Genomic DNA, 21426 nt, shown 5'->3' with positions numbered 1-21426 from the left:
AGTCCCGTACGCACCACGCCCTTTGGAGATCCGTCATGCCCGAAACCGCCACCCGCCGCGCGTTCCTCGCCGGCACCGCCGCCCTCGTCCTCGCCGCCACCGCGACCGCCTGCGGTACCGGAGGCTCCGACACCGCGTCCGGGAGAACTCAAGTGCGCATCGCCTACCAGGCGATACCCAACGCCGACCTGGTCGTGAAGCAGCAGCGCCTGCTGGAGAAGGCGCTGCCGGACGCCGAGGTGAAGTGGGTGAAGTTCGACTCCGGCGGCGACGTCAACACGGCCGTCATCTCCGGCGCGGTGGACCTCGGCCTCGCCGGATCGAGCCCGGTGACCAAGGGCCTGTCCGCACCCCTGAACATCCCCTACAAGGTGCTGTGGATCCACGACGTCATCGGTGACAACGAAGCCCTCGTCGCCAAGAAGGGCAAGGGCATCACCTCGGTGAAGGGGCTCAAGGGGAAGAAGATCGCCACCCCCTTCGGCTCCACCTCCCACTACTCGCTGCTCGCCGCCCTCGACGCGGCCGGGCTGAAGGCCTCGGACGTCACGCTCGTCGACCTCCAGCCGCAGGACGCGCTGGCCGCGTGGCAGCGGGGCGACATCGACGCCGCGTACGTGTGGACGCCCACCCTGGGCGAGCTGGAGAAGGACGGCACCGTCCTCACCACCAGCCGGAAGATCGCCGACGCCGGAAAGCCCACCGCCGACCTGGGCGTCGTCACGAACGACTTCGCCGAGGAACACCCGGACATCGTCACCGCCTGGCTGAAGGCCGAGGACAAGGCCGTCGCGCAGGCCACGTCCGACCCCGACAAGGCCGCCGCCTCCATCGGTGCCGAACTCGGCATCCCCGCCGCCGAGGCGAAGGCCCAGCTGAAGCAGCTCGTGCTGCTCAGCGCGAAGGAGCAGCAGGGCCCCGACTACCTGGGCACGCCCGGCGCGCCCGGCAAGCTGGCCGTGAACCTGCGGGACGCCGCCGTGTTCCTCAAGGGACAGAAGGCGGTGGACGCGGTGCCGTCCCGGGCCGTGTTCGACAAGGCTCTCGCGGTCGAGGAGCTGGCCCGTGCCGCCCGCTGAGGACGCCGGGGCCCCGGCGGCGGACATCGTGCTCGACGGCGTCACCGTCCGCTACGGCGGCGCCAAGGCACCCGTCACCGCTGTCGAGGACGTGTCCCTGAGCGTCGGCGCGGGTGAGTTCGTGGTGCTCGTCGGACCGTCCGGCTGCGGCAAGACGACGCTGCTGCGGCTCGTCGCCGGGTTCGAACGGGCGGCACAGGGCGACGTCGACGTGCGCCGCCCGGTCGGCGTCGTCTTCCAGCAGCCCCGTCTGTTCCCCTGGCGCACGGCCGGCGGGAACGTCGCCTTCGCACTGGCCCGCCACGGGGTGCCCCGCGCTCAACGAGCGGCAAAAGCAGCTGAGTTGCTGGAGCGGGTGGGGCTGGCCGGGATGGCCGGGCGGCGCACCTGGGAGCTGTCCGGCGGGCAGCAGCAACGGGTCGCGATCGCCCGCGCGCTGGCGACCGAGCCGCAGATCCTGCTGATGGACGAGCCGTTCGCGGCCCTCGACGCGCTGACCCGGGAGCGGCTCCAGGAGGAGGTGCGGTCCCTGGCCGACGCCACCGGGACCACCGTCCTGTTCGTCACGCACTCCGCGGAGGAGGCCGTCCTCCTGGGCTCGCGGGTCCTGGTGATGGCGGCCGGTCCGGGCCGGATCGTCGCCGAGGTGCCCATCGGGCTCGACCGCGGTGCGGCCGATGTCGCCGGACTGCGGGCGACGGCCGGGTTCTCGCGCCTGCGCGGCGAGTTGGCGGCCGCGACCCGCGAGGCGGCCGGGGCCTGAGGGCCCGCGTGAACGCGGCGGCGCCGCCTCCCCGTGGGACCGGGGGAGACGGCGCCGCGCTTGCGTCCGACGGTGTTACACCAGCCAGCCGACGAAGTGGACGATGCCGGCGAGGATGTCGGTGAGCAGGTTCATGGTGGTGCTTCTCCTTGCGATGGTGCTTGTGTGTGGGACCAACACCCCGGCCCTGCTTGGGACATGGACCGGGTGCGCGTCAACTACGGTCTGCAGCCCGTTGCTTGCGCACCGTAAGCATCGTTGGTCACCCGTGCCTCATGCAATTTCTGGCGCCACGATCACCTGTTCGCGGGAACAACTGCTCGCCTGTTCGTTTCCGGGATCATGTCGACGCCGTCGCGATCCCCCGGACGACGCCCAGCTCGACCAGGTCCTGGGGACGGATGCGGAGGTGGTCGGCGGTCTGCGGTGCCTGATCGGGCGGGCGCTTGAGGATCGCGGCGGCCAGTTCCGGAGCGATCACCGAGAAGTACGCGTCCGGCGCCACCCAGGTGTTGCCGGGCGCGGCCAGCGCGAGCGCGCCCCCCGAACCGCCCTCACCGATGACCAGGGTGGTGACCGGCACCGGCGACTCGGCGACCGCGAGGAACAGTTCGGCGATCGCCGCGCCCGCCCCCGCCCGCTCCGCCGCCGCGTCGCTCGCCGCCCCCGGGGTGTCGACGAGAGTGAGCACCGGGATGCCGAGCCGGCCCGCGAGCCGGAGCAGCCGGGTGGCGGTGCGGTAGCCGGCCGGGGTGGTGGCCGTGCCGCACTGGGCGGCGTACGCGACCGTCCGCCCCGCGTGCTCACCGAAACCGCAGCGCATGCCGTCGTCGGTGCCGCCCGCGCGATCCCCGCGCAGCTCCTCGCGGTACGTGAAGTAGGCGTCCAAGTAGGCGTCCGCGCGCGGCCGTTCGGGAGCGCGGGCCCGCAGGACCGCGTCCCAGCCGGTCGCGGGCAGGTCGGTACGGCCCAGGGTGTGCGGGACGGGCGCGGGGCCCACGGCCGGGCGGGTCAGCAGCCGCAGCCGGCGGCCGAGCGCGGCCCGCAGCGCGTCCGGCGCCACGACCGCGTCGACCGCGCCCGCCCGCAGCTGCCCCGGCGCGCCGTACGCCGCCGGGTCCGCGTCCGGCGGGCGCACCCGGGACCCGGCGAAACCGATCTGCGCCCCCGCCAGGGCGAGCGTCAGGTCGGCGCCCGCGCCCAGGGTGGCCCAGCCGCCGCCCGTCGTCGGGTCGCGCACCACGGCGATCTGCGGCAGGCCCGCGGCGCGGGTCAGCGCCGACTGGCCCGCCACGCGCTGGAGCTGGGTCAGGGCGGTCATGCCCTCCTGCATCCGGCTGCCGCCCGTGGCGATCAGCGGCACCACCGGGAGGCGGTGCGCGCGGGCGTGGCGGTGGGCGGCCTCGATCCGGTCGCCGGTCTCCTGGCCGAGCGATCCGCCCAGGTAGCCGAACTCGAAGGCGATGAGGACGGCGGGCACGCCGTCGACCTCGGCGGTGCCGGTGACGACGGACTCCGTCTCACCGGTCCGCGCCGCCGCACGCTCGCGGGACGCGCCGTAGCCCGGCCAGCCGAGCGGGTCGGGGCGCTCCGGCGCGGCGGGGCGCGGGAGCTCGCGGAAGGTGCCCGGGTCGCAGACCGTGCCGAGGACGGCCCGGGCGCCCGTGCCGTCAGCCATCGGGGAGCGCCCGCTTGAGGATCTTGCCCATGTCGTTGCGGGGCAGTGCCTCCAGGTAGTGCACGGTGCGGGGGCGCTTGTGCGGGGACAGCCGCGCCGCGACATGGTCGGCCAGCTCGTCGGCGCCCGGGCGGTGGTCGTCGTCGGCCGGCACGATCCAGGCCACCACGCGCTCGCCCAGATCGGCGTCGGGGGCGCCGGTGACCGCGGCCTCCTTGACGCCGGGGTGCTCCAGGAGCGCGTTCTCGATCTCGCCCGCGCCGATCTTGTAACCGCCGCTCTTGATCAGGTCGGTGGCCTTGCGGCCGATGATGCGGACGTAGCCGTCGGGGTCGCGCACGGCCATGTCGCCCGTGCGGAACCAGCCGCCCGGTGCGAAGGCGGCCGCCGTGGCGTCGGGCCGGTTCAGGTACTCCAGGAACAGGTTGGGCCCGCGGACCTGGATCTCGCCGACGGCCTCGGGATCGCCGGCGGGCACCTCGGTCGTGCCGTCGTCCTCCGTGAGGCGCAGCTCCACCCCCGGCAGCGGCACGCCGACCGTGCCGGGGCGCGGCTCACCGTCCGCGCGCACGCTGGTGTTCATCAGCGTCTCGGTCATGCCGTACCGCTCGACGACCCGCTGACCGGTGGCCGCGGTGATCCGCTCGTGGTCGTGGACCGGCAGCGCCGCCGAACCGGACACCAGCAGCCGGGCCGACGCCAGCGCCTTCGCGAGCGCCGGGTCGGTGGGCAGCGCCTCCGCGACCCGGTGGTACATCGTGGGCACGCCGAACAGCATCGTCGCCCCCGACGACAGCTCGCGCGTCACGCCCTCGGTGTCGAACCTCCCGAGGTGCCGCACCGCGCCGCCCCGGCGCAGCGGGCCCACGATCCCCAGGATCAGCCCGTGCACGTGGAACAGCGGCAGACCGTGCACCAGAGTGTCGGCCTCGGTCCACTGCCAGGCGTCCCGCAGCGCGTCGAGCGTCGAGGAGACGGCACGGCGCGGCAGCACGGCGCCCTTGGGCGGGCCGGTCGTGCCGGAGGTGTAGACGACGAAGGCCGGCGCCTCGGGGTCGTCCGGCTCGTCGGGCAGCGCGGCCGGCCGCCCCGGCTGCGGCGGTACGCCGATGTCGATGCGCGGCAACGCGGCCAGCGCGGCCGGGAGTTCGGTGCCCGGCGCCGCGAGGACCGCGTCCGGGGCACTGTCCGCCACGATGTGGCCGAGCTCGCTCGCGCCCGACTTCGGGTTGACCGGGACGGCGGCGACCCCGGCGAGCAGCGCCGCGACCACGCCGACCGCGGTCTCCAGGGAAGGCGTCGCCCACACGGCGACCCGGGCCGAACCGTGCAGCCGGGACGCCAACGGGGCGGCGGCCGAAGCCAGTTCGCCATAGGTCAGGGCGCGGTCGCCGAAGCGCAGCGCGGGGCGGTCGGGGGTGTCGGCCAGGGCCGGGAGGAGACGGGGCACGTGAACGCTCCTAGCGATGCGGTGAGCGGACCATCCTGATTGGCTCAGTGGCTGAGCCAATCCGAGCGTGCCGTCTGGCAGCCGCCCACGTCAAGGACGTACGCTGCGGGCGCATGACGGGGACGGACCGGAGCGACCAGGGGCGGGAAAGAGCAGGCATGACCGACGCACTGCGGCCGATGGCGGCGCGCCCGCGCCTGTACGAGCAGGTGCTCGACCGGCTGCGTACGTACGTCGCCGAGGGCGGGCTGCGCGCGGGCGACCGGCTGCCGACCGAGCGCGATCTCGCGGCCAGGCTCGGGGTGAGCCGGGCCTCGGTGAAGCAGGCGATCGTCGTCCTCGAGGTGCAGGGCCTGGTGGAGGCGCGGCACGGCGGCGGCACGTATCTGATGCGCGACAGCCTGGACAACGTCGTCGTCGAGCCGGTGGAGAGCCTCGTCGCCCGCAAGAAGCGGCTGCCGGACGTCCTGGAGGCGCGCGAGGCGCTGGAGACGAAGCTCGCGGAACTGGCGGCGGAGCGCCGCACCGACGCCGACCTGACCGCACTGCGCTCGGCCCTCGACCACATGGCGCGGGACATCGAGGCGGGCGGACTCGGCATCGAGGGGGACCGGCTGTTCCACGCCGCCGTGACCGCGGCCGCGCACAGCGCGCTGCTCGCCGCGTTCATGCGGGAGATCGACGAGCCCATCGCGGAGTCCCGCACCGAGTCGCTGCGCCAGCCGCGCCGCCCGGGCCGTTCGCTCGCCCAGCACCGGGCGATCCTCGACGCGATCGAGGCGGGACAGGGGCGCGGCGCGGCGGCCGCGATGCGCCGGCACGTCCGCTCGGTGGCCAAGGTCCGCCTCCTGGAATGGGATCCGGACGCCGCCGAGGCGTGACAGTGCGGCGAATCGCGAATTCCGCTTCATCGGAACAGGGAGCTGACTGCGCACGGAATTCCGGGGCACTCGAAGCTGCGTCACGGAATTCTGTAAAGCGACCTGTAAGGGGTGTGGGACATGTCGAGTTACGGTGGTCCGCCGGCGGCTTCCTCCGGTTCCCGGACGAATGGCCTCGCGGTGGCCGGTCTGGTGTGCGGCATCGTCGGGCTGTTCTTCCTCAGCGTCGTCCTGGGTCCGCTCGCGATCATCTTCGGTGCCCTCGCGGTGCGCCAGAAGGCGGCCGGTGGGGGTGGAATGGCGAAAGCGGCCATCATCCTGGGCATCATCGACCTGATCCTCTTCATCGTCCTGATCGCCGTCGCGGCCAACGGCGGATTCAGCTGGTACGTCGGCGGGTGACCGGGAGTCCGGCGGAAGCGGTGAATTACTCGGTGGGGGAATGCGCGTGACGCGCGCATTCCCCCACCGGCCCGTTTTCCGGCGGTGGCGAGATTCCGCCGCGGCGCACGCACGCTTCTGGCGGCGGGCATCGGCCGTCGGCTAGGGTCGGGCCGCTCGAAGGTCATCGACAACACTTCTGCAACGACACTTCTGCCCGGTGACGGAGCCGGCGTGAGGCGCGCGTCCCCACCTCCCGCCCGCACTGGACGGCTTCAGGCACGCTCACGGGTCGGCACATCCGGACGCCGGCGACCCCGTTGCGACGCGCCCCGCCGGGCGGCGAAAGGGACGCGCCGTGCCCTCGGCGAACTACCGTGCTCTGCTGCGCATTCCGGGCGCGGCCACCTTCTTCCTCGCCGCCGTCGTCGGACGCGTCGGCCTCGCCATGACCGGGATCGGCATCGTGTGGCTCGTGCACGCCCGCACGGGCTCGTTCGCGGACGCCGGCCTGGTGACGGGCTGCTTCGCCGTCGCCGACGCGCTCGGCGGGCCCCAGATCGGCCGGCTCACCGACCGGTTCGGGCAGCGCCGGGTGCTGACCTGCGCGCTGGCCGCACACGCGGGGGCGGTGGGCCTGCTGTTCTGCGGCGGGCCGCTGACCGTCGCCGGAGCGATCCTCGCCGGGGCCTCCCTGCCGCAGCTCAGCGCCCTGTCCGCGGCCCGCTGGACGGCCCTGCTGCGCGGCACCCCCGACGAGGCCGCGCTGCCCCGCGCCTACACCCTGGAGGCCCTCGCCAACGGGCTGTCCTTCCTCGCCGGTCCGGCCCTGGTCAGCGCGGTCGGGGCCGCCGGGCATCCGCGCCTGGGCAGCCTGCTCGCCGCGGCCCTCGTCATCGGCGGCGGCCTCGCGTTCGCCGCGCAGCGCCGCACCGAGCCACCGGTCGCGGGCCACGCCGAACGCCACCGCGCCGGACGCGGCCTGCTCCGCCCCGCCTTCGTCCGGCTCGTCGCCCTCAGCGCGGCGCTCGGGATCTACTTCGGAGCCCTCCAGGTGTCCGTGACGGCGTACGCGGTCGGCCGCGGCACCCCGGACGCGGCGCCCCTGCTGTACATGGTGTCCAACTGCACCAGTCTGGTGGCCGGTTGGGCCTACGGCGCCCGCCACTGGACGGCCCCGCCCCTCCGGCAACGGGCCCTCGCCACCGCCGGACTGGCCCTCGCCTGCCTGCCGCTGACCGTCGTCGACGCCCCGGCCGCGGTGGCCGGCTGCCTCGCCCTGACGGGCCTCGCCGTCCCGGTCCTGCTCGTCCTCTTCAACGTGCTGACCGAGATCGCCGTGCCGCGCGCCGTCCTCACCCAGGCCTTCACCTGGCTCGGGTCCGCGAGCGCCGCGGGGTCGGCCGGCGCCGCGGCCCTCGCCGGACGCGCGGTGGACACCGCCGGCCCGCACGGCGGTTTCGGCGTCGGCGTCGCGGCCGCGCTCGCCATGGTGGCGCTCGCGGCGCCCGGCCGGCTGCGCGCCGCGGCGCGTCCCGCGCGCGTCAGGAGGTAGGGCAGCGCCCGGTGGTGCGCCTAGACCTCCGTCCAGCGCTGCAGCAGCCCCCAGGTGAACTCCGCCCGCACCTGCCGCGGTTCGCCCGACGCGTCCGGCGCCGCGAACGCCAGGCCCCAGCGCGTGGGCGCCGAACCCTCCAGGGGGCGGGCCGGGGCGAAGGCGCGGGCCGCCTCGTCGACCGTGCAGGACCAGGGAGTCAGGTCGTCGAGGGTGCGCAGGGACGGGCCGGGGGTGCCGGGGGCGCGGATCAGCCATTCGTTCCACACCGCGCCCGTGGGCGCGAGCAGCACCTCGAAGCGCAGGCCGGGCCAGAGCGGCACCGGCCACAGCAGGGCCTCGCAGTCGAGGTCGCCGATCCTGCGGGTGAGCCGCTGCTCCGGGGCGCCCAGGACGGAGCGGTACCGGGAGACGGCCGCCCGCCCGCGGGGCGCGTGCAGCATCGCCTGCCAGCGCCGGTTGGCCTCCCGCATGTCCGCTACGGAGACGCCGAGGTCGGCGCGGGCGGTCTCCACCAGCTCCGGGTTGTGGTCGGCCATGCGCCGCAGCAGCACCAGCTGGAAGTGGAGCGGCGTGAACGGTTCAGCGGGTCCGGTGGGCTTGGGGCGTGGCATGCCTCCCATGGTCGCGCACCGGGCCGGGGGTCCGCCCGTCCGGCAGGAACAGCACCGAGTTCACATAGCGCGGCCGGCGCCCGGCCGGGGTGAGCGCCCGGCGCAGCAGGCCCTGCGAGGCGATGTACGCGGTGTCGCGCTGGTGCGCCGCCAGGTCGAAGCCGGCCAGCGGCAGCCAGCTGCCCGCGGGCAGGACCCAGCCCGCGTACCCCTGCGCCCGCAGATGGCGGACCACCGGGGCGGTCGGCTGGATCCTGGTCTCCAGCTCGATGAAGAGGGCCGGGCGGTCCCGGGCCAGCAGCGCGCGGGCGCCGCGCAGCACCGGCAGCTCCGCGCCGTCCACGTCGACCTTGATGAAGCCGACGTCGCGCAGGGCGAGTTCGTCGAGGGTGACACAGGGCACGGCATGCGCGGTCGGCGCGTGCAGGCCGTCCCGGCGGACCAGGGAGGACACACCGCGCTCGCCGCGCTCGTCGTGCGGCGGCTGCCACAGCGGCGCCGGCCCCGGACGGTCGCTGGCCGCCGCGCGGACGACGCGGACGTTCGGCGGCGCGGACGCGGCGAGCGTCCGGGCCAGGTGCGGCACCGGTTCCAGGGCGACCACGTGCTGTGCGCGGGCGGCGAGGCGGTGCGTCCACGGCCCGTACCAGCCGCCGACGTCGACCGCCGTCCCGCACCGGCCGCGCGGCGCGGGCAGCATGTCGGCCAGCCGCGCCAGTTCGGGCTCGAAGCGCGGATACAGGGCCCGCGCCGTCGCGGCGGTCAGCCGGGCCGGAAGGTACGGGGCGAGGCGGGCGGCGAGCGTGGTCACGGCGCCGCCCGCCTGGCCCGCTCCACCGTCTTGAGGAGCCGCTCGTGCTCGTCCTCCGGGAGCTGCTCGCCGGACGACGGCAGCAGCTGCGGGATGCCGTCGACGATCGGGTAGCGGCGGTGCAGCCGCGGGTTGTAGAGCGCACCGCCGTCCGGCAGGAGCAGCAGCGGCCCCTTGTCGAGGGGGCAGGCGAGCAGGCGCAGCAGCGGATCGTCAGGGCTCATGGGGCACATGGGGGAGCAACTCCCTGGGGGGTGGGTTGGGTTGAGGGGATTCCGGGGCCGGATCGTGCTTCGGCATCAGCAGGAGCACGGCGACGGCGAGCGCCGTGCCCGCCACGCGCAGCCCGAGGCGCAGCGGCTCGGACGGCAGCGACTCGCCGAACGCCGCCGTCCCGAGCACCGCCGTGAACACGCAGGTCACCGTGGTGCACACCGGCACGATCAGCGAGGCCCGGCAGCGCTGCAGCGCCGCCTGCGACATGACCAGACCGCACGCGCCCGTGCACAGCAGCAGATACGGGTAGGGGGACCGCAGCAGCGCCGGGACGTCCGGGAGCACCCCGGACACGCCCTTGATCGCCAGTGAGCTGACCCCGTAGAGCAGGCCCACGGCCACGCCGTACTCGACGCCCGTGGTGGGCCTCCGGTGCCGGTGCCCGGCCCGGCGCTCCGCCGCCGCGTAGAGGCACAGGCCCGCGGCGAGCGAGGGCACGCAGACCGTGAGGATGAGCGGGGCCGGGGCGCCGCCGCCCACCGTGTCCGGGTCCTGCCCGGTGTCGCGCAGCGACAGCACCACCATGAGGAGCGCGAGCAGGATCGCGGCGATGGCGTACCGCTCGCGGCCCGAGGTGCGCTCCCCGAGCAGCCGGGAGGACAGCAGGAGCAGCAGCACCAGACCCGATACGAAAATGCCCTGCGCGGCGGCGATCGGAAGCGTGCGGTAGACGGCCAGCTGGGCGCCGAAGCCGGCGGCCAGGGCGATCGACCCGGCCAGCCACAGCGGACTCGTCACGACCTGGCGCAGCAGGTGCGCGGGACGGCGCACACTGACCTCGGGGAGACGGGTGAGAGCCCGCTTCTCCAGGACGAAGCCGACGCTGTACAGCGTGTTCGCGAGCAGTGCCGCGCCGACTCCCCATGCCACGGCGGGCATCGCGCGTCACGTCCTTCGGGCGTGCAGCAGAAGGATCGAGGCGAGCGACGGCGCGGCGCAGGCGAGCCGGTCCAGGGGGCGCAGCGGACGGGGCACACCGTGGAAGGGCGCCCCCGTGACGCGTACGACCTCGAAGCCGGCGGCCGCGACGAACTCGCGCAGCGCGCGCGCCGTGTACAGGCGCAGATGCCCCACCACCTCGGAGCCCGGCCGGCCGTGGACGGCGCGCAGGCTCACCTCCGAGAAGACGGGCTGCACACCGGCCAGCAGCAGGGCCCGGTTGTACCAGGCGGCCAGGTTCGGGGTGGACAGCATCAGATGGCCTCCCGGGCGCAGCACTCTGCGGATCTCGTCGAGGGCGGCATCGGGGTCCACGAGGTGCTCGATCACCTCGGACAGGAGCACCGCGTCGGCGGCGCCGTCCCTGAACGGCAGCCCGTGGCCGGTGAGTTCGCCGCGCACGACCCGGGGGACGCGTGACTTCGCGCGGCGCAGCGCGTCCTGGGACCAGTCGACGCCGACGAGGCGATGGCCGGGCAGCAGCCGCGCCGCGGTGTGCGCGGCCGTGCCGTCGCCGCAGCCCACGTCGAGGACGGTGGAGCGGGTCCCGGTGAGCGCGGCGGCCAGCACCCGGGTCTGGCGCAGGGTGCGGGGCGTGCCGGAGGCGACCGGGACGGCGGGGTTCTCGTAGAAGTCCCGCAGGCCGGACACGGTGGACGTCATGGTGCCTCCTCCTGCGTCGCGTGGAGGTGGTGCTCGAACAGGTCGCGCAGGTGCGCCCCGTCGCCGTGGCCCAGCAGGGTGCGCGACCAGCGCAGGGCCAGGTGCAGGCGGCCCGCCGTGGACGCCGTCGTGACGGTGAGCCCGCGCGGCATGCGGGCGGGCGCCGAGAACCAGACGGCGCGGGCCCGGCCGCCGTCACCGAAGTCCAGCGGGTACGGGATCCGGCCGATGTTGCTGAGCAGGGTCGTCGAGGTCCAGGGGGCGGCGGCCGTGCGCAGCGCGCGGGTGGCGGCGGCCCGCCAGGCCACCGGGGCGTACGGGGTGGTCAGCAGGGCCGCCCCGTGGCCGAGCTGGGGGCGCACGAGGGACTTGAGGGCCGTGGTGCGGGTGGCGGTCAGGCGCAGCAGGGCGGGCACGGGCCTGCGCAACTCGGCTGTGGTGAAGGCGACTTCGACCAGGCGGGTGCCGTTGCCGATGGGCATCGACGCGTCCCGGGGGCGGTCGTCGACCGGCATCGTGATGCGCAGGGGGCGACGGGTGCGGAGGTCGCCGTGCTCCTCGTTCCAGTCCGCGATCGTGCGGGCGGTGGCGACCATGAGCTGGTCGTTCACCGTGTACGGGGCGCCCTTGGGGCGGCGCGGCACCGGGAGGTCGCAGACGAGGAGGCCGTTGCCGGGGCGGGGTTCGGGGGTGCCGGGGGCCACCCGGGCCGGGCGGGCCCAGGAGGACGGCAGGTCGGGCGGGGCCGGCCGGGGCGGGGCGGTCGCGGGCGGGGGCGGCGGGCCGTTGTCCCGTCCGCCGTAGAGGCCCGCCGCCGTGGCGAGGACGCGGAGGCAGGCCGGGCCGTCGAGCGCCGTGTGGTTGATGGTGAGGAAGAGGACGGTGTTGCCGGTGTCCGGGTGCGGGACGGCCTCCAGCCGGACGGGCGGGGACGCCGTGAGGGGCGGGGCCTGGGTCAGGGACCGGGTGCGGGCCTGTTTGAGCGCGTCCGGGCCCGGGCCGGGGAACGAGACGGGCGGTACGTCGGGGGTGTCCGTCAGCTCCCATACGTAGCGGCGGGCGTACCAGGTGCGGCGGGCCTCGCGCATGAGGATGCGGGGGTGGCGGCGCAGGGCCTCGTCGAAGGCGGCGGTGAGCCGGTCCGGGGTGAGCTGCCCGGTGAGGTGCACCTCGATGTGGACCGTCTCCGGCTCGTCGTCCTGGAGGCAGTGGCGGGCGATCTCGTCGACGGTCGGAAACGGGAGGCGCTTGCCGCTGGGGGTGGGGGTGGGGTGGTCGTCCAGGGTCGTCATGGCTTGGGCCCCTCCGTCGGGTTCGTGCCCCGTGCCGGGGGCGCCGCCTCGGGGCTCCGCCCCGGACCCCGCTCCTCAAGCGCCGGAGGGGCTTGATTGGGTGTGCCCTGTGCTGGGGTTGCTGTTTCGGGGCTCCGCCCCGGACCCCGCTCCTCAAGCGCCGGAGGGGCTTGAACTGGCGGGGCTTGACTCCGCCTGGATCCTGTTGTCGTCAGTGCTGCGAACAGGGCCAGCAGCGCCAGGAGTTGGGCCGCCGTGCTGAACGCTCCCTGGCCGTCGCGGACCGGTTCGCCCGCCGCTGTCGCGGCCACCGCGCCCGCCGCCGTCATCGCCAGGAAGGCGATCGGTACGAGCAGGGAGGGGCGTTTCCAGGACAGCAGGGCCAGGGCCGGGACCAGGGCCGCCCAGGGGCCCGCGATCACGAAGCCGACGAGGGCGAGGGCCACCGTGCCGAGGACCCAGCCGGGCGGCGGGGGCGGCGGCACCTCCTGCGGGTCGGCGGGTGGCCTGCGGCGCCACAGGGCCAGGGCGACGAGCGCCAGGAGCCCCACGGCGCCCGCGATCAGGCCCGCGTCGTAGAGGACGGCCGGCTCGTAGGAGAGCTTGACGGAGCCTCCCGCCCCTTGGGGGATCAGCCACGCCTGCTGCCAGCCGTCGAGGCGCAGGGAGGTCAGCTCCTTGCCGTTGAGCGTCGCCCGCCAGCCGTCGTTGGCGTTCTCGTACGTCGTCAGATACGTCGCCTCGCCCGCGTCGACGCGCACCTCGCGGTGGTCGCCCAGCCAGTCCCGGACGGTCAGTGCGCGCCGGGTGGGGGTCGCCTCCGTGCCGCTGCCGGCGCGGGTGAGGGTGACGGAGGTGGGGGCCAGCGGGCCGTCGGGGTCCGTCCTGAGGGTGTGGCGGCCCGCCGGGAGCGTGAGCGGGTCGCAGAGGGTGAGGGTGACCGGGCGGCGCTCGGTCAGGTCCGCGACGGTGCCCTTGACCGAGGTGCGGTGGCGGGTGCCGTCGACGGTGACCGTCGGGCCCTTGCCGCAGGGCAGGCTGAACTTCCGCTCCGGGTCGGGCTGGCGGACCCGGTACTGGTCGAGCGCGGGGAGATAGGCCTCGGTCAGGCCCACGGGCAGCTGGAGGTCCTCGTCCGCGATCGGGTTGTGGACCGTGAGCGGCGCGGTGGCGGTGACGGTGACGTCCAGGCGGTCCGTGGTGATCGGGTCGAAGCGGGCCACGCCGTTCTCGTCCACGCCGGCGATCGCGGCCCCGTCCGGGGAGCTGATCTCGATCTTCTCCGGTCGCGTGGACAGACCGCCGGCCGCGGGGAGCACGAGCGTGGAGACGCGCTTCTTGCCCGGCCAGCGCAGATGGATCGTCGGCTTGTCGCCCGCGATCCAGGCCGTGGTCAGATCCCCGTCGGTGAGGTTGCGCGGCGAGGTGTTGGTGCCGAGCAGGGCCGTGGAGTCGGCGGTGGCCGTGATCTTCCGCCGCTGGTCGGGGGCGACGGAGTAGAGGAGCTCGTCGAGGGCGGCGGAGGCGGTGGGCGTCGCCGTCGCCCGGAACGTGAAGCGCGAGGTGCCGGTCGTGGTGAACGTGCGGTTGAGCGACGGCTCCATGTCGGTGAGGGTGAGGGCGCCGTCGCCTGTCGCGCGGCGGAACGTGAACTGGTCCGCCTGCGCGGAGTCGGCGGGCAGTTGCAGCGAGCGGCTCGCCCGGACGCCGGGGACGCTGATGTCGGAGAAGCCGGCTCCGGTCAGGGACGGTCGGGCGCGCTGAGTGTCGAGGATCGTCACCCGCAGCCAACTCGCTGTGCCCTGCGGCGCCTTGACGCGCTGGCGGCTGCCGTCCGGCTGGAGGAGCGCCGTGCTGGATCCCTTGTCCGTCTCGACACGGATGCGGGTGGGCGCCGCCCGGACCCCGTCCTGCGGGAGCGGTGTCACCTGGAGAGTCGCCGGGATCCGCGTCGGGCGGGAGAAGTCGATCCGCAGCCATTCGCCCTTCGCCGAGTCCGGGGAGCCCTCCGTCCAGGCCGTGTCCGGGTCTCCGTCGAAGGCGTTCACCGGATCGAACTGGGGCAGGTACAGCAGCCAGTTGCCGCTGGAGGACGCGGTGACCGAGCGGGCGCCCGTGATCCGGGCCGTGCTCTGGTGGCCGACGCCCTCGGTGGGCAGGATCTGTTTCGGTTCCGCGCCCGGCTCCTGGGTGGCCTCGGGGCTGTTGCGTTCCGTCGGGGTGTACGGGTACGAGGTGTGGGTGTTGACCAGGCCGAACCGGGTGTCCGCGCGGCGCAGTCCGTCACCTGCCGTGCGCAGGGCGGGTGTTCCGATGCCGGGGTGGTTGTCGCCAGTCAGTACCGTGGGCCGGTCGCCGAACGCCGGGTCCGCGGAGAGCGGCAGCAGCGACTCGGGGCCGCCGCTGACCTCCGCCGTGTCGCGCACCGGGAGCAGGCCCGCCTGCCCGGGGCGCCGGGCGTTGCTCCGCGGCGCGTAGATCTCGACGGACCGCGAGCGCGGGTAGAGGCCCTCGACCTGGACCGGCGTGCCCTCGGCGATCCGGCCGCCGGTGACCGTCGGGCCGAAACCGGTGACGCGGTGGAAGCCGGACTCGGTGAGCGTGCGCTTGACCGTGGCCGTGGGGACGTACCCGAACTGGTCCGGGTCCAGATCGTTGCGGACCACCACGTAGTGCAGGCCGCTGCGGCTCAAGTAGTCCTGCAGTCCCGGTACTTCGCCGCCCGACATGAGGGCCTGCTCGATCGCGTCCAGGACGCGCCGGTTGCCCGCCGTGCCGAACGGCACGAAGTCGCGCTGCGCCCAGCGGGACTCCGCGAGGACGTCGAGGGGCTGGTCGATGGGGGAGCCCCAGGTGTAGATGCCGTGGGCGGTGGCGGGGACCACGAGCGCGCGCGAGTCGGGGGAGTAGGTGTGCAGCCAGTCCGCCGTGGTCTGCCAGTAGGCGGGCAGCTTCTTGAAGGAGCCGGGCTGGAGGATCGAACCGTTGAGGTACGGCCAGGCCAGGCCCGGCAGGATCAGGACGGCCACCAGCAGCGGGGCGTACCGGCGGCCGCGCAGGGGCCGGGTGCCGCGGGCCTCGGTGGCGACGCCCACGAGGTGCGCGATCCCGAGGGCGAGCGCGAGCGCGATGCCCGTCTGGAACTTGTAGACGTTGCGGAACGGGGCCAGGCCGCCGTCCAGCCACGACTGGACCGTGTCGTGGAAGGGGGCGCCGGCCGCACCCGCGTATCCGGCCAGGGTGACGAGGGCCGCCGTCAGCACGGTCAGCACCAGCCAGCGCCGCTCCGGCAGATCGCGGCGGGCCAGTCCCGCGAGGCCGAACGCGGCGGCCAGCGCCGAGCAGACGATCACGACGGCCGCGGTCGCCACGGTCCAGCCGGCCGGGAGCCAGGCGTCCCCGAGATGGAGGTAGGCGACCCAGTTGCCCGCGCCGCGCAGGGTCTCCGTCGCCGCCATCGTGTCGGTCGTGGTGCGCGCGTTCTCCACGTAGGGCAGGAAGTTCTCGCCGTACGCGCCGAGCAGGAGCAGCGGGATCGTCCACCACAGGGTCGCCAGGACCACCGAGGGGATCCACCAGGCGATCTGCCGGCGTGTGCGCGCGGACGGTGCCCGGGAGAGCAGATAGAGGCCTACCGGGAGCAGGGAGGCCAGCGTCGCCGCCGCGTTCACCCCGCCCATGAACGGCACGAGCAGCGCCGAGCGCACCGCCGAGATCCGCGGTGTCGTCCGGGGGTTGGTGAGGGGCAGCAGGACCCAGGGCAGGAACGCGCCGGGCAGAGCCGCCGCCGACGTCGACCCGATGACGATCGTGAACGTCGGCCACAGGGCGTAGGCAATCGCGCCGAGCAGCCGGCCGCGCGGGCTGCCGACGCCGAGCCGCTCCATGAGCCGCAGGGCGCCCCAGAACGCGACCGTCACGACGACCGACAGCCACAGCCGCTCGGCCAGCCAGACCGGCACCCGCAGCAGTTCGGCCAGGCCGTAGTACGGCAGCATCGGGAACGCGTAGCCGATGTACTGGTCGGCGATGCCGCCGAACCCGGCGCGGTCGTGCCACAGCTGCCCGAGGTCTTCGATGAACTGCCAGGGGTCGAGCGCGACCCCGAGCTTCGTCTCGAACGTCATCCGGCCCGGATGCACCGCGCAGAACGCGACGAACAGCACGGCCCAGAAGGACAGCAGCCAGCGGCGCGAGCAGGGACCCGGTTCCGGATCCGGGCCCGTCGCCGCGGCGGGTGGGGTCTGGACCATGGTCGTCATGGGGGACACCGCCTGAGGATGAGGAGGAGGTTCCAGGTGGCGAACTCGCGCACCCCGGGCACCCGCGCCACGGCCTCGGTGAGGAAGGGCCAGTAGCGCGAGCGCGCCGAGACGAGCGTCACGTCGTCACGGGAGCGGACATGGCGCAGCGTCGGACCGATGTGGTGGGCGAAGAGGTTCTCGCCGAGGGTGTGCTTGGGCGCCCTTCCGGTACGCCGCCGGTAGCGGGCCTGCGCCCGGTGGGCGCCCAGGTAGTGCCAGGGCGCCCACTCGTGACCGCCCCACGGGGACAGCCAGTTGGTGAACGAGACGTAGATCAGGCCGCCGGGCCGGGTCACCCGGACCAGCTCGCCGAGGAACGTGTCGCGGTCGGCGACGTGCTCCAGGACGTTCGAGGAGAACGTGACGTCCGCCGACGCGTCGGCCAGCGGCAGCAGATAGCCGTCGGCCACCACCGTGTTCGGCGGCGGCTCCCGGCCCAGCTCCCGGGTGTCCGGCTCGAAGAGGACGCCGTGGGCGCCGCGGGAGCGGAACTCGCGCGTGAAGTGACCACTGCCGCCGCCCACGTCCACGACGACCTTGCCCGCGACCTTCCCGTACGCCTCCACCTGGTCGGCGGCGTCCCGGGCGAGCAGCGCGTAACAGGCCTCGGGGTCGCGCTGCTCGCGCAGGAACGCCCGGAAGAGCGTGAGGGACCTGGTCAGCGACGGGTCCCTGAACCCGGCCGGAGTCATGGCGCCCAGCCCCGCACCGCTTCCGCCGCGACCGCCCTGAACTGCCGTACCGTGTGCGCCCACCGGTACCCGGCGGCCCGCTCCTGTGCCGTCTTGCCCATCAGCTCGCGGCGGTGCGTGGACAGGGCGAGCGTGCACCAGGCCGCCGCGAACGACGACGGCCCGTGGGCCAGCAGCCCGGTGCGGCCGTCCTCGACCGAGTCGCGTACGCCGGGCACGTCGAAGCCGACCGCGGGCGTGCCGCGCGCCGCCGCCTCCGTGATGACCAGGCCCCAGCCCTCGACGGCCGAGGGGTGCAGCAGCAGCCACGCCTCGCAGAGCAGCCGGTGCTTGTCGGCCTCGGAGACATGGCCGGTGAACTCAACGCCAGGGCCCGCGAGTTGGCGCAGCTTCGGGCCCTCGGGGCCGTCGCCCACGATCACCAGGCGGCCGCCCGTCACCGGACGCACCCGCTCCCACAGGCGCAGCAGCAGATCGATCCGCTTGTACTCGACCAGCCGGCCCATCGCCAGGAACATCGGCTCCGGCGACCGGTCGGCGCGCGGGCCCGGCTCCTCGACGCCGTTCGGCACGAGACGGACCCGGGCCGGGTCGACGCCGATGGAGTGCAGCGCGTGCGCCGTCGACGGCGAGACGGCGACGAGCAGATTGCGGCGCTGGGCGCCGGACAGCGCCCAGTGCTCGAGTCTTCGGCCGAGATGGGCCGCGGGCGCCAGCGGTCCGCGCAGCCGCATCCGCCACAGGTCCGTGTGGACGTGGTTGACCAGGCAGAGCGTGGGACCGCGGTGCCAGAGGGGGGCCAGGTACGGCATGCCGTTGCAGACCTCGACCAGCAGATCGCAGTCGCCGACCTGGCGGGCGAACGCCGAGCGGGCGCGCAGGTAGTGGGCGGCCGGCCCGCCCGCCGACACGACCCGGTAGTCGCGGAAGGCGCCGTACGCGGCCGGCCCGCCGCACAGCAGCGTCACCTGGTGGCCCAGGTCCGTCAGCCCTTCGGCCAGCCGGTCGACGAGCAGTTCGGAGCCGCCCGCGGCCGGGTTGCCGAGGTCGCGGTGGGCCAGGAAGACGATGCGGCGCGGCGGTGGGGGACCGGCCGGACGGGGCTGCGCGCCGCGCGGCGACACGGTGCGCAGCGACGATGGCACGTGCTGGGGCATGGGTGCTCCAACTCGTCTCAGGGTGCGTGAGGGTGGGGGGACGGCTCGGCAGGGTGCGGGCTGCCGAGACGAACCGGCGGGTACTGTGCCGGGGCTGTGTTCGGGCTGTGCACAAGGTGGGGTGGGACAGTTTTCGCTGCGCTGTTCGCCGCGGCTACTCACCTGCGTGACAAGTTTCGTGCTTTGCCGAGCTGACGTTCTGTCACATCGTGGATGTCTGCAGGGCAGTCGGGGACGAATCGGGATCGGGACGCCCCGGCCCGTCCGGCGTCCTGCGGCCACGCCCGCCCCAGGCGACCAGGACGATCCCGCCCGCCAGCAGCAGCCCGCCCAGCGCGCCCGCCCCGATGGGCAGCGTCGTACCGAGCAGGGTGAGGCGGTCGTTGTCGTCCCGGGCCAGCGCGACCTGTGCGCGCTGTGTGGCCGGGGTGAACGCGATCCGCTCGCTGTCCAGGAGCACCGCCGCGTCCTTCGTCGTGCCCGGCGCGCGCAGCGTCTTGCGGGGTCCGACCGCCGCGTACAGGATCCGGCCCGTGAGCCGGTCGACGACCAGCTCGACACGGTGGTTCGCGTACCACTCCTCGGCCAGCACCTGGCTCTTCCTCGGCTGCCCGACGATCCGGCCCGGCACCAGGCGCGAACCGGTCCTGGCGGGTGCGACGGTGCCGGTGAACCGGTAGCCCTCGTACCCCTGGACCTTCCTCGTACCGCTGAAGCGGAGCGGGACCGTGGCGCCGAGCGTGTTGTCCCACCAGGTGTAGGTGCGCTTCTCGACGCGGAAGGGGAACTTCAGGTACGCCTCGCCCTCGAACGCCGGCTGCTCACCGCAGCAGTGCACCGGCGCATTGGTCTCCCGGTCGGTGACCCAGCGCTCCTGGGTCCACTGCAGGGCGTCGTGCGGATCGGCCGCGGGCAGCGACGCGTCCGTGTCGACGGACGTCGTCACGTCCCACACCGCCCGGCCGCTGCGCTCGCTCTCGGCGACGTCGCCGCGGACCTGCCGGGTGATCGTGAGGCGCCGGCCGTCGACGGTCTTGATCTTTCCGGTGTCGAAGTAGCTGCCGGTTCCGGTGAACACGGTCGTGGTGTCGGTGTCGATCGGGGTGCGCTCGGCACGCGGCTCCACGTACCAGGCGAGCAGCCCGGCGAGGACGAGCAGGAACGTGCCGAGGCCTGTGCAGACGAAGGGGATCTTCGATGTGGTGATCTTCGATGTACGGCGCATCCGGCACTCCTGAGGGGAAGGGCACCACGGCACGCCCGTGGTCTGCCGGTCATGGGCCGGGAACCGTAGACGCACTCTTGACGGGGTGTCAATGCACTGCTGAGACTGGGCACTTGACGGGACACACAGGGTGGGGACCGACCTCAGCACTCCGCATTCATCACGGACGAGAGGCTGACCCTGCGATGAACCGACTGCTCACCGCCGTGCTGTCCGCGGCCGCCGGAGCGGCGCTCGCCGTCGCCGCTTCCTTCGGCGTGCTCGCGCTGATCAACGTGACCCCGGACCAGCCCAACACCCCGCTCGTGACGTACGAGACGCCCGGCCAGGGGCGCTGAGCCGTGCCCGCCGTCACCCGGTCCGCCTGGTGCGACGTGCCGCCGCTCCAGGTCAAGCAGTTCGCGGCGCTCGCCATGGACGAGGCGCCCCGGCTCGCCCAGGACATCCTCGAGGAGATCCGCCGCGAGTTCCCGCACCTGCCGCTGGTCCTCGACGAGTCCGGCGAACCCATGGCCCTGGTCGGCATCCGCCGCGCCATCGAGGGCTTCGTGCGCCGGCTGACCCGGGTGTCCGCCGATACGGAACCGGAGGACCTGCCGCCGTCCGTCTTCCAGGAGTTCGGGCGCGGTCAGAGCCTGCACGGGCGCAGCCTCGACTCCCTCCAGGCGATGTACCGGCTCGGTGTGAAGCTCGCCTGGCGCCGCCTCGCCGACCTCGGGCAGCAACTGCGCATCCCGCCCCCGGCCATGTACGAACTCGCCGAGTCCGGATACGAGTACCTCGACGGCCTCGTCGACCAGTCGGTCCGCGGCTACGTCGAGGCGGCCGCCCGGCAGGCCGGTGAACGCCTGCGCCAGCAACGCAAGTTGATGGACCTGCTGCTCGAAGGGCGGGTCGCGGCGCCGCCCGACCCGGTCAAGGCGCTCACCGAACGCGCCGCCCGGATCGGCTGGCCGGTGCCCGACCGGCTGGCCGTCGGCGTCCTGCTGCGGCCGGCCCGCGACGCGGTCGCCCCGGCCGTTGCCTGCGACATCCTGCTCGACATGGAGACGGAGCGGCCCCGGCTCGTCGTCCCCGACCCCGACGCGGCGGGCCGGCCCGACCTGCTGCGCCGCGCCCTGTCCGGCTGGAGCGGCGCGATCGGCCCGCCCGTCGCACCGCCCGACGCCGCGAAGTCGCTGCGCTGGGCCGAGTCGGCGGTGACGCTGATGGAGCGCGGACTGCTCCCCGCCGACGGGGTCCTGCACTGCACCGAGCACACCCAGGCCCTCGTCCTGCTCCAGCCCGAGGAACTCGTCGACGACCTCACCCGGCGCGCCCTCGCGCCCCTCGCGCACTGCGGCCCCACCCACGCCCGGCGGCTCGCCGAGACCCTGCTCGCCTGGCTGGAGACCCGCGGCGGCGCCCCCGAGGTCGCGGCCCGGCTCGGCGTCCACCCGCAGACGGTGCGCTACCGGCTGCGCCAGATCCGCGAACTGTGGGGCGCCGAGGTCGACGACCCGGACCGCCGCTTCGAGCTGGAGCTGGTGCTGCGGGCCCGGCGGCTGCGCGGTGAGCTGGGGCCCTGACGCCCGCCGTGTCCTGCGGTTTCACCGAGCCCATTGCCCGGTCAACCCCGCTGTGCGTAGCCTATGTTCGTCATACCGACCGACTGTTGAAATATCGA

19 protein-coding genes are annotated in these 21426 nt (G+C 74.4%); 7 read left to right on the top strand and 12 right to left on the bottom strand.

Annotation, left to right across the window (positions count from 1 at the left end):
• Nucleotides 1-35 precede the first annotated feature (35 nt).
• Together ACVHNB_RS33390 and ACVHNB_RS33385 are read left to right on the top strand one after the other, a co-directional pair.
• Nucleotides 36-1079, top strand: a complete 1044-nt coding sequence (locus ACVHNB_RS33390; RefSeq protein WP_456226593.1) for a taurine ABC transporter substrate-binding protein — start codon at nt 36-38, stop codon at nt 1077-1079.
• Nucleotides 1066-1842 (top strand): ABC transporter ATP-binding protein, encoded by a 777-nt coding sequence (locus tag ACVHNB_RS33385; RefSeq protein ID WP_456226592.1) that lies wholly within the window; start codon nt 1066-1068, stop codon nt 1840-1842. The genes ACVHNB_RS33390 and ACVHNB_RS33385 overlap by 14 nt, the downstream gene beginning before the upstream one ends.
• 340 nt (nt 1843-2182) lie before the next feature.
• On the opposite strand, the gene ACVHNB_RS33380 is transcribed toward ACVHNB_RS33385, so the two are convergent.
• Together ACVHNB_RS33380 and ACVHNB_RS33375 are read right to left on the bottom strand one after the other, a co-directional pair.
• Nucleotides 2183-3520 (bottom strand): carboxyl transferase domain-containing protein, encoded by a 1338-nt coding sequence (locus tag ACVHNB_RS33380; RefSeq protein ID WP_456226591.1) that lies wholly within the window; start codon nt 3518-3520, stop codon nt 2183-2185.
• Nucleotides 3513-4970 carry an acyl-CoA synthetase gene (locus tag ACVHNB_RS33375; RefSeq protein ID WP_456226590.1) on the bottom strand — a complete coding sequence of 486 codons (1458 nt, stop codon included), beginning with the start codon at nt 4968-4970 and terminating at the stop codon, nt 3513-3515. The genes ACVHNB_RS33380 and ACVHNB_RS33375 overlap by 8 nt, the downstream gene beginning before the upstream one ends.
• A gap of 158 nt (nt 4971-5128) precedes the next feature.
• Between ACVHNB_RS33375 and ACVHNB_RS33370 the strand changes: the two genes are divergently transcribed.
• From ACVHNB_RS33370 to ACVHNB_RS33360, 3 genes are all read left to right on the top strand, one after another.
• Nucleotides 5129-5851, top strand: a complete 723-nt coding sequence (locus ACVHNB_RS33370) for a FadR/GntR family transcriptional regulator (protein ID WP_428954855.1) — start codon at nt 5129-5131, stop codon at nt 5849-5851.
• A 120-nt stretch (nt 5852-5971) separates the two neighbouring features.
• Nucleotides 5972-6253, top strand: a complete 282-nt coding sequence (locus tag ACVHNB_RS33365; protein WP_428954856.1) for a DUF4190 domain-containing protein — start codon at nt 5972-5974, stop codon at nt 6251-6253.
• Nucleotides 6254-6590: 337 nt separating this feature from the next.
• A complete protein-coding gene (locus ACVHNB_RS33360; RefSeq protein WP_428954857.1) occupies nt 6591-7787 on the top strand; it encodes an MFS transporter in 1197 nt (398 codons plus the stop codon).
• A gap of 20 nt (nt 7788-7807) precedes the next feature.
• On the opposite strand, the gene ACVHNB_RS33355 is transcribed toward ACVHNB_RS33360, so the two are convergent.
• The 10 genes from ACVHNB_RS33355 to ACVHNB_RS33310 all read right to left on the bottom strand — a co-directional run bounded on the left by ACVHNB_RS33355 (nt 7808) and on the right by ACVHNB_RS33310 (nt 19760).
• The gene (locus ACVHNB_RS33355; protein ID WP_428954858.1) at nt 7808-8401 is read right to left on the bottom strand and encodes a hypothetical protein; all 594 of its coding nucleotides are present in this window, start codon (nt 8399-8401) and stop codon (nt 7808-7810) included.
• Nucleotides 8370-9212, bottom strand: a complete 843-nt coding sequence (locus ACVHNB_RS33350; protein ID WP_456226589.1) for an FkbM family methyltransferase — start codon at nt 9210-9212, stop codon at nt 8370-8372. The genes ACVHNB_RS33355 and ACVHNB_RS33350 overlap by 32 nt, the downstream gene beginning before the upstream one ends.
• On the bottom strand, nt 9209-9436 hold the full coding sequence (locus ACVHNB_RS33345) for a Trm112 family protein (RefSeq protein WP_428954860.1): 228 nt from the start codon (nt 9434-9436) through the stop codon (nt 9209-9211). Before ACVHNB_RS33345 ends, ACVHNB_RS33350 begins: the two co-directional genes overlap by 4 nt.
• Nucleotides 9426-10367 (bottom strand): DMT family transporter, encoded by a 942-nt coding sequence (locus tag ACVHNB_RS33340; protein WP_428954861.1) that lies wholly within the window; start codon nt 10365-10367, stop codon nt 9426-9428. The genes ACVHNB_RS33345 and ACVHNB_RS33340 overlap by 11 nt, the downstream gene beginning before the upstream one ends.
• A gap of 6 nt (nt 10368-10373) precedes the next feature.
• Entirely contained in the window at nt 10374-11090 is a 717-nt protein-coding gene (locus ACVHNB_RS33335; protein ID WP_428954862.1) for a class I SAM-dependent methyltransferase, read from the bottom strand.
• Nucleotides 11087-12382 carry a condensation protein gene (locus ACVHNB_RS33330; RefSeq protein WP_456226588.1) on the bottom strand — a complete coding sequence of 432 codons (1296 nt, stop codon included), beginning with the start codon at nt 12380-12382 and terminating at the stop codon, nt 11087-11089. Before ACVHNB_RS33330 ends, ACVHNB_RS33335 begins: the two co-directional genes overlap by 4 nt.
• Nucleotides 12379-16644, bottom strand: coding sequence for an alpha-(1->3)-arabinofuranosyltransferase domain-containing protein (locus ACVHNB_RS33325; protein ID WP_456226587.1), 4266 nt, complete (start codon nt 16642-16644; stop codon nt 12379-12381). The genes ACVHNB_RS33330 and ACVHNB_RS33325 overlap by 4 nt, the downstream gene beginning before the upstream one ends.
• Nucleotides 16641-17378, bottom strand: a complete 738-nt coding sequence (locus ACVHNB_RS33320; RefSeq protein ID WP_428954865.1) for a class I SAM-dependent methyltransferase — start codon at nt 17376-17378, stop codon at nt 16641-16643. Before ACVHNB_RS33320 ends, ACVHNB_RS33325 begins: the two co-directional genes overlap by 4 nt.
• Nucleotides 17375-18535 carry a glycosyltransferase family 4 protein gene (locus ACVHNB_RS33315; protein ID WP_428954866.1) on the bottom strand — a complete coding sequence of 387 codons (1161 nt, stop codon included), beginning with the start codon at nt 18533-18535 and terminating at the stop codon, nt 17375-17377. The genes ACVHNB_RS33320 and ACVHNB_RS33315 overlap by 4 nt, the downstream gene beginning before the upstream one ends.
• Before the next feature lie 202 nt (nt 18536-18737).
• On the bottom strand, nt 18738-19760 hold the full coding sequence (locus ACVHNB_RS33310) for a DUF3068 domain-containing protein (protein WP_428954867.1): 1023 nt from the start codon (nt 19758-19760) through the stop codon (nt 18738-18740).
• A 185-nt stretch (nt 19761-19945) separates the two neighbouring features.
• On the opposite strand from ACVHNB_RS33310, the gene ACVHNB_RS33305 reads away from it, so the two are divergent.
• Both ACVHNB_RS33305 and ACVHNB_RS33300 read left to right on the top strand, forming a co-directional pair.
• The gene (locus ACVHNB_RS33305) at nt 19946-20098 is read left to right on the top strand and encodes a hypothetical protein (RefSeq protein WP_428954868.1); all 153 of its coding nucleotides are present in this window, start codon (nt 19946-19948) and stop codon (nt 20096-20098) included.
• A gap of 3 nt (nt 20099-20101) precedes the next feature.
• On the top strand, nt 20102-21328 hold the full coding sequence (locus tag ACVHNB_RS33300; RefSeq protein WP_428954869.1) for a helix-turn-helix domain-containing protein: 1227 nt from the start codon (nt 20102-20104) through the stop codon (nt 21326-21328).
• Nucleotides 21329-21426: the final 98 nt, after the last annotated feature.

The sequence above is a fragment of the Streptomyces sp. YJ-C3 genome (genome assembly GCF_053891275.1).
The sequence above is the reverse complement of the archived record's forward strand: the minus strand, read 5'-3'. Positions and strand labels throughout refer to the sequence as shown.

What these genes read in the sequence shown, in the direction of transcription:
- ACVHNB_RS33390 (WP_456226593.1), top strand. Translation starts at nt 36, where the DNA reads ATGCCCGAAACCGCCACCCGCCGCGCGTTCCTCGCCGGCACCGCCGCC.
- ACVHNB_RS33380 (WP_456226591.1), bottom strand. Translation starts at nt 3,520, where the DNA reads ATGGCTGACGGCACGGGCGCCCGGGCCGTCCTCGGCACGGTCTGCGAC.
- ACVHNB_RS33370 (WP_428954855.1), top strand. Translation starts at nt 5,129, where the DNA reads ATGACCGACGCACTGCGGCCGATGGCGGCGCGCCCGCGCCTGTACGAG.
- ACVHNB_RS33365 (WP_428954856.1), top strand. Translation starts at nt 5,972, where the DNA reads ATGTCGAGTTACGGTGGTCCGCCGGCGGCTTCCTCCGGTTCCCGGACG.
- ACVHNB_RS33355 (WP_428954858.1), bottom strand. Translation starts at nt 8,401, where the DNA reads ATGCCACGCCCCAAGCCCACCGGACCCGCTGAACCGTTCACGCCGCTC.
- ACVHNB_RS33345 (WP_428954860.1), bottom strand. Translation starts at nt 9,436, where the DNA reads ATGAGCCCTGACGATCCGCTGCTGCGCCTGCTCGCCTGCCCCCTCGAC.
- ACVHNB_RS33340 (WP_428954861.1), bottom strand. Translation starts at nt 10,367, where the DNA reads ATGCCCGCCGTGGCATGGGGAGTCGGCGCGGCACTGCTCGCGAACACG.
- ACVHNB_RS33335 (WP_428954862.1), bottom strand. Translation starts at nt 11,090, where the DNA reads ATGACGTCCACCGTGTCCGGCCTGCGGGACTTCTACGAGAACCCCGCC.
- ACVHNB_RS33330 (WP_456226588.1), bottom strand. Translation starts at nt 12,382, where the DNA reads ATGACGACCCTGGACGACCACCCCACCCCCACCCCCAGCGGCAAGCGC.
- ACVHNB_RS33325 (WP_456226587.1), bottom strand. Translation starts at nt 16,644, where the DNA reads ATGACGACCATGGTCCAGACCCCACCCGCCGCGGCGACGGGCCCGGAT.
- ACVHNB_RS33320 (WP_428954865.1), bottom strand. Translation starts at nt 17,378, where the DNA reads ATGACTCCGGCCGGGTTCAGGGACCCGTCGCTGACCAGGTCCCTCACG.
- ACVHNB_RS33315 (WP_428954866.1), bottom strand. Translation starts at nt 18,535, where the DNA reads ATGCCCCAGCACGTGCCATCGTCGCTGCGCACCGTGTCGCCGCGCGGC.
- ACVHNB_RS33310 (WP_428954867.1), bottom strand. Translation starts at nt 19,760, where the DNA reads ATGCGCCGTACATCGAAGATCACCACATCGAAGATCCCCTTCGTCTGC.
- ACVHNB_RS33305 (WP_428954868.1), top strand. Translation starts at nt 19,946, where the DNA reads ATGAACCGACTGCTCACCGCCGTGCTGTCCGCGGCCGCCGGAGCGGCG.